The organism is Fusobacterium sp. IOR10, assembly GCF_010367435.1.
Taxonomy (GTDB): Bacteria; Fusobacteriota; Fusobacteriia; order Fusobacteriales; family Fusobacteriaceae; genus Fusobacterium_B.
Window position 1 is genome coordinate 86,619 of record NZ_WJWY01000006.1, and the last position, 6,002, is coordinate 92,620.

Consider the following 6,002-nt stretch of genomic DNA (forward strand, 5'->3'; position numbering starts at 1 on the left):
GTTATAAAATATAAGAAGAGGGAAAATTAATTTTCCCTCTTCTTATTTATATTATTTGATTATTTTTTATCATATTTATTATAGCTCACTTTACCAAAGTTTAAATCTTTTTCTGTGTATTCAGGTTTTTCCTCATTAGAGTAACCTATTGCAACTACTGCAAATAACACTAGGTTTTCTGGAATAGGAACTATTTTTCTAAAAAATTCTTCTGAACTTTGATTATCCACAGCTTGTCTACCTACCATATGTACCCAACAAGAACCTAATCCTAAATCATAGGCTTTTAATCCTATTGTATGTGTGGCAACAGATCCATCTTCAAGTAGTGTAGAGGCCTTATCCTTATTAACTAAAATTGCAATTGCTGCAGTTGCAGTTTCAAGTGATATTCCACCACGGGGCTTAATTCCAGATAATTTTTTAACTTCTTCCCTTGTATCAAAAACAATAAATTCGCAAGGGTCTTTACCTAAACCACTTGGAGCCTTTAGAGCTGCTTTTATAATTTCATCCAATGCTTCTTTTTCCACTGGAATATCTTTAAATTTTCTAATACTTCTTTTTCCTAAAAAATTCATACTTCTCCTTTATTCTACTATATTTATTCAATAATTTTTCCATTCTTATACACATGTTCTACAGTTATTTTTCCATCTTCAGAGTATTCTTTATAAGGGCCATCTAATTCTCCAGCTACATAATATCCATCTATGTATATTTCTCCACTTGGATAATATTCTTTGTATGCTCCTTCTAACTTACCATCTTTATAATTTTTATCCATTTTAACTTTTCCATCTGGATAGAATTTAATATCAGTTGTAGTTGTATGAGCATTAACATAAACTTTTAATTTTTTAACTTGTCCATTTGGGTAAAAACTTTCATATCTTCCTACCATTTCTCCATCAACTAAATTATAGGAAACATCCCTTGCACCATTTAATAAAAATGTTTCATATGTTCCGTGAAGATTTCCATTTTTATAGAATTTTCTAGTTTCTATTTGACCATTGGAATAATAGCATTTATATTCACCTTCTCTAATTCCGTTAACATAATTTTTTTCTTCCTTAACTTTACCATTTTTAAAGTTTTTTACCCATAAACCTTCTTTTTTGCCCTGTGCATTGTATTGATTATACATGTCAGACCGCCTCCTCTTATAGATAATATAGTGTTTTCAGAATGAAATTGTTTCTATCACTATGAGTATACCTCATAAACTATAAAAAAACCAGTTACAAAAAAATTTAGATAAACACGTGAATCTCTTCACCATTTGTCAATTCTAAAAGATACCATTTTAATTGTGGATACATTGGAGAAACTCCATTGTCAATAATATCATTTACTAAGTCACATTCTTCAAATTCTTTTAACTCTTCTTCTGATATTGGTTGGCTTTGATAACCTCTTAAATCTTCTAATGTCATTTGTATCACCTCTTTTTTAGTATAATTGTTTTGCATCACATATATTATACATCTTTTTTTGTAAAATCCAAATATTTAATTTTAATCTTTAACTTTCTAGAAAAATTTGATATAATCTAACTTAATATAAATAATCAGGAGGCTTAAATATGAGTTTAGAAACTGTACAAGAATTTTTTTTGAAAAACAAATTACCTTTAACTGTTATAGAAACATCTAAAGCAACTGGAACTGTTAGTGAAGCTGCTAAAGCTTTTGGAATATTAGAAGATGAAATTGCTAAAACTATGGGATTTCTATTAAAAGATGACACTTGCATTTTGATACTTATGAAAGGCACTGCAAAGGTTGATAATAAAAAATTTAAAAAAGTTTTTAAAGAAAAGGCTAAGATGATTCCCTTTGATAGGGTAGAAGATTTAACAGGACATAAGCCAGGTGGAGTTTGTCCCTTTGGTCTAATTAATCCCCTTAAAATATATTTAGATGAAACTTTAAAGGAATTTGAGATTATGTATCCAGCAGGGGGCACTTCCCATTCTGCAGTTAAAATCTCTGTGGAAATGCTAGCTAATGTTACCAAGGGAACTTGGATAGATATTACAAAATAAATTATTGAAAAATGCTGCGGGTTAATTCCTACAGCATTTGTTTGTATATTATAAAAATAATTTTGCTAAATGTATACCAATTGCATCTTCATCATTGTTTCCAATAACTTCACACTGGGGTAACATTTCCTTTAATTTTGGATTTGCATTTCCCATAATGAAACCCTTTCCCACTGAGCAAAGCATTTCATAATCATTTAATCCATCTCCAAAACCTATAACCTCATCCTTTGAACAATTTAAATTTTCTAGGATTTCCTCCACTGCACTTCCTTTATTTGCAACACTTGCCATTACTTCAATGCATTGAGGAAAAGAAGAAGTTATGTTTATATTGTTCCCAAAACAATTATGTAGTTCATTTTCAAGCTCTTCAATTTTACTTAAGTCATCACACATATAAAAAACTTTAGAAATTTCTTTTCCCTTGGCTTTTTCAAAGGAGTCCACAACCTCTTGGGAAAATCCAGATTCAGTTATAAAATGCTTATCTTGTTCCCTAAGCTTAGAAGAATACCAATTGTCCCCTTGGGAAATATTCATAAATATATCCTTATCCCTAGGTAAATCTAATATCCTATCCCCATATTTACAAGGTATTGTATGACATTGAACAATTTCATTTTTCTCATCTAATATTACAGCTCCATTTAAAGCTATTAAATAAGATTCACATTCTAATATATTCTTATAGTGTATTGCATCCTTGTGATGTCTCCCAGTTGCAATAACAACTTTAATTCCCTTTTGAATTATTCTTTTTATTACTCTTATTGTATAATCAGATATTTTATGATTAGAATTTAATAATGTTCCATCTAAATCACATATTACTGCTTTGTACTTATTCAAATTATTTTACCTCCAATAACTCTTTTGCTTTATAAACTATAATTCCACATGCCATAGCTACATTTAATGACTCAGCACTTCCATATATAGGTATAATTATTTTTTCATCTGATGCATCTATTATATTTCTAGAAATTCCATTTCCTTCATTTCCAAAGATAATTGCATTTTTTTCTGTTAGTTTCATTTGATTATATAAAATTGAATCCTTTTCTAAAGTTGCACTGATCATTTTATAATTATTTGACTGTAAAAAAGAAATTAAAGATTCATCATCAATATAGTATAAATTAATATTGAATATTGATCCCATGGTACTTCTTATGGTCTTCTCATTATAGGCATCTACGCTTCCCTTTGTAAGGATTATATCTCGTAGCCCTGCAGCATCAACTGTTCTTATTATAGTTCCTAGATTCCCTGGATCAGATACTTTATCTAAAACAACAACATTGTCTTCTATATTTTTTATGTCCTTAACCTCGTAGGAATATACTAGTATTATACCTTGAGAATTTTCTTGGGAAGAAATATTTGAAAATAATGAAGAGGGAAGTATAATTTTCTCACAACTAAACTTTTCTATTCTATCCTCTATCCTCTTATAATCAAAATCCTCATCTATAATAATGTACTTGGGACTTCTACTAAAATCTAAAAATTTAATTCCCTCTGCTAGGAACAATTTTTCAATATCTCTATATTTCTTTTGTTTTAATTTTTTAATTCTTTTAAAAGTATTATTTTCTTTACTGTTTATATATAACATGGCTTTTCCTTTTATAATGTTTTGTAAGTATAATCTTATTGTATCATTAAATATAGAATATTTCAATGAAATCTATTTCTCCCTTCTTAAGATATTTTTATTTCCTAACCTATAGGTTAACTGATATAATATAGAAAAAGAATATTAATAAGGAGAGATAAATGATAATTGAACACATTGCTATTTGGACAAAGAATATTGAGATTATGAAAAATTTCTACTGTGATTTTTTCAATGGAAGGTCTAATAATATGTATGAAAATAATAAAAAAGGTTTTAAGTCCTACTTTATAACCTTCACCAATGGATGTAGGTTGGAGCTAATGGAGTCCACTAATATAAAAGAAGAGGGAAACCCTTTAACTTTTGGCATTGCTCACATAGCCTTTAAAATTGGAAGTGAAAAGGAAGTTGATAAACTTACTGATTCTTTTAGAAATAAAGGTTTTACAATAATAGGCAATCCTAGAACTACTGGGGATGGATATTATGAAAGTATAATTTTAGATCCAGAAGGAAATACTATTGAGTTAGTAGCCTAGACTCTATTGATTTATTGTTGAAAAGGGTTTAATATATGTATGAGAGTTATATACTAATTACAAGATAATTTAGGAGATATATGAAAAAAATAATCGTACATTATGATATGGATTCCTTCTATGCTTCCATTGAAATGAGAGACAATGAAAAATATAAAAATAGACCTTTAGTTGTTGCAGGGGGAGTAGTCACCACTGCTAATTATATGGCTAGAAAATTTGGCCTTCATTCTGCCATGTCCACATATGAAGCAAAAAAATTATGTCCTAACTTAGTTGTTGTTCCTGTTAACAAGAAAAAATATTCCTATGAATCAAATAGGATTCATGAGCTTGTTTTAAAAATAACTCATAAAATAGAATTTATAGCCCTTGATGAGGGATATATAGATATGACTGATGTTATCCATAATTATGATTCAATAGAAAAATTTGGAGAAGTTTTTAGAAAGAGAATATTTGAAATAACAGGTTTAACTTGTTCAATAGGAATTGGATTTAATAAACTAACTGCTAAAATTGCTAGTGATATAAATAAACCTGGTGGCCAATATATTTTTAAAACTGAGGAAGAGTTCACTGAATATATGAAGGATAAATCAATTAGAAAAATTCAAGGGGTAGGTAAAAAATTTGAGAAAATTTTAAATAAAAACAAAATATATATTGTTGAAGATATTTTAAAATATACTTATAAGGAACTTGTTGGAAAATATGGTGAGTCTAGAGGTAAACTTCTTTATTTATCTAGTAGAGGTATTGATCATAGGGAAGTAAAATATAATAGACCAACTCACTCAATAGGAAATGAATCTACTTTTTCTTTTCCAATATCAACAGAAGAGGAAATAGCTAAGAATATAGATGATATTTATGATAAAAGTTTTAATAGAGTTATCTCTAAAAATTTTCTTATTCAAACTGTTTCCATAAAAGTAAGATATGATAATATGAAGACAATTAGTAAATCAAAAACTATTAGTTTTCCAACTAAGGATAAAGAGTTTCTTAGGTTTATAGTTGATGAACTCTTAGAAACAATAGACTTTAAGGATAAAAAAATTAGGCTTTTAGGAATATCTTTTAAAAATTTAGTGAAAGAGGAAACTAGGCAATTAAAATTAAAAATGATTCGTTGACAATCAAATATTTAAGTTGGTATAATAATAAATAGGGAAAATTTAGGAAAGCTTAATAAAATTACACAGCTAAAGGGAGGAGTTAATATGGCAGTTTTGTCATTAAATAATGTTCATCTTAGTATGAGAGATGAGCTAGGAGAAAATAAGATATTAGATGGTGTTTCGTTAGAATTTGATCCAAAGAAAATTTATGTTATCACTGGACCAAATGGTGGAGGAAAATCAACATTAGCAAAATATATTATGGGAATTGAAAATGGTGAAGAGGGAAGTTTAACCCTTGATGGGGAAGATATTACTAACTCAACTATTGTGGAAAGAAGTAAAAAAGGAATTGGGTATGCTTTCCAAACTCCAGCTAGGTTTAAAGGATTAAAGGTTAGAAAATTACTTGAATTATCAAAGGGAGATGCAAATAAAAATATTTATAAACCTTTGAAGGATGTTGGACTTTGTCCAGAGGATTATCTTGATAGAACCTTAGATGATAGCTTTTCTGGGGGAGAAATAAAAAGAATTGAAATGTAGTGCACCCAAAATCTTAGACAAATAAGATGGAGGGTGCATTTCTTATGTCCAAATTAACAAATAAACAAAAAATAGAAATTTATGAAAGAAGGTTGAAAGGAGAAACAGTAAAATCTTTA

Annotated in this window: 9 protein-coding genes; 4 read left to right on the plus strand and 5 right to left on the minus strand. The window is 28.4% G+C overall.

The features are described 5' to 3' along the window. Window positions 1-59 precede the first annotated feature (59 nt). The 3 genes from GIL12_RS02770 to GIL12_RS02780 form a co-directional block, all read right to left on the minus strand. Complete coding sequence (locus tag GIL12_RS02770) at window positions 60-581, minus strand: nitroreductase family protein (protein ID WP_163468824.1); 522 nt, start codon at window positions 579-581, stop codon at window positions 60-62. A gap of 23 nt (window positions 582-604) precedes the next feature. Beyond that, window positions 605-1,150, minus strand: a complete 546-nt coding sequence (locus tag GIL12_RS02775; protein WP_163468825.1) for a toxin-antitoxin system YwqK family antitoxin — start codon at window positions 1,148-1,150, stop codon at window positions 605-607. A 106-nt stretch (window positions 1,151-1,256) separates the two neighbouring features. Next, window positions 1,257-1,439: a hypothetical protein gene (locus GIL12_RS02780; RefSeq protein WP_163468826.1), complete on the minus strand. Its 183-nt coding sequence runs from the start codon at window positions 1,437-1,439 to the stop codon at window positions 1,257-1,259. A 149-nt stretch (window positions 1,440-1,588) separates the two neighbouring features. Here GIL12_RS02780 and GIL12_RS02785 point away from each other — a divergent pair, with 149 nt between their 5' ends. Next, window positions 1,589-2,050, plus strand: a complete 462-nt coding sequence (locus GIL12_RS02785; RefSeq protein ID WP_163468827.1) for a YbaK/EbsC family protein — start codon at window positions 1,589-1,591, stop codon at window positions 2,048-2,050. 48 nt (window positions 2,051-2,098) lie between these two features. Here GIL12_RS02785 and GIL12_RS02790 read toward each other — a convergent pair whose 3' ends face one another. Both GIL12_RS02790 and GIL12_RS02795 read right to left on the minus strand, forming a co-directional pair. Then, the gene (locus GIL12_RS02790) at window positions 2,099-2,902 is read right to left on the minus strand and encodes an HAD family hydrolase (RefSeq protein WP_163468828.1); all 804 of its coding nucleotides are present in this window, start codon (window positions 2,900-2,902) and stop codon (window positions 2,099-2,101) included. A 1-nt stretch (window position 2,903) separates the two neighbouring features. After that, the gene (locus GIL12_RS02795) at window positions 2,904-3,671 is read right to left on the minus strand and encodes an RNA methyltransferase (RefSeq protein ID WP_163468840.1); all 768 of its coding nucleotides are present in this window, start codon (window positions 3,669-3,671) and stop codon (window positions 2,904-2,906) included. A gap of 161 nt (window positions 3,672-3,832) precedes the next feature. Between GIL12_RS02795 and GIL12_RS02800 the strand changes: the two genes are divergently transcribed. The 3 genes from GIL12_RS02800 (at window position 3,833) to GIL12_RS02810 (ending at window position 5,883) form a co-directional block, all read left to right on the plus strand. Beyond that, entirely contained in the window at window positions 3,833-4,213 is a 381-nt protein-coding gene (locus GIL12_RS02800) for a VOC family protein (protein ID WP_163468829.1), read from the plus strand. An 80-nt stretch (window positions 4,214-4,293) separates the two neighbouring features. After that, on the plus strand, window positions 4,294-5,352 hold the full coding sequence (gene dinB, locus GIL12_RS02805) for a DNA polymerase IV (RefSeq protein ID WP_163468830.1): 1,059 nt from the start codon (window positions 4,294-4,296) through the stop codon (window positions 5,350-5,352). 87 nt (window positions 5,353-5,439) lie between these two features. After that, entirely contained in the window at window positions 5,440-5,883 is a 444-nt protein-coding gene (locus tag GIL12_RS02810; protein ID WP_163468831.1) for an ATP-binding cassette domain-containing protein, read from the plus strand. Window positions 5,884-6,002: the final 119 nt, after the last annotated feature.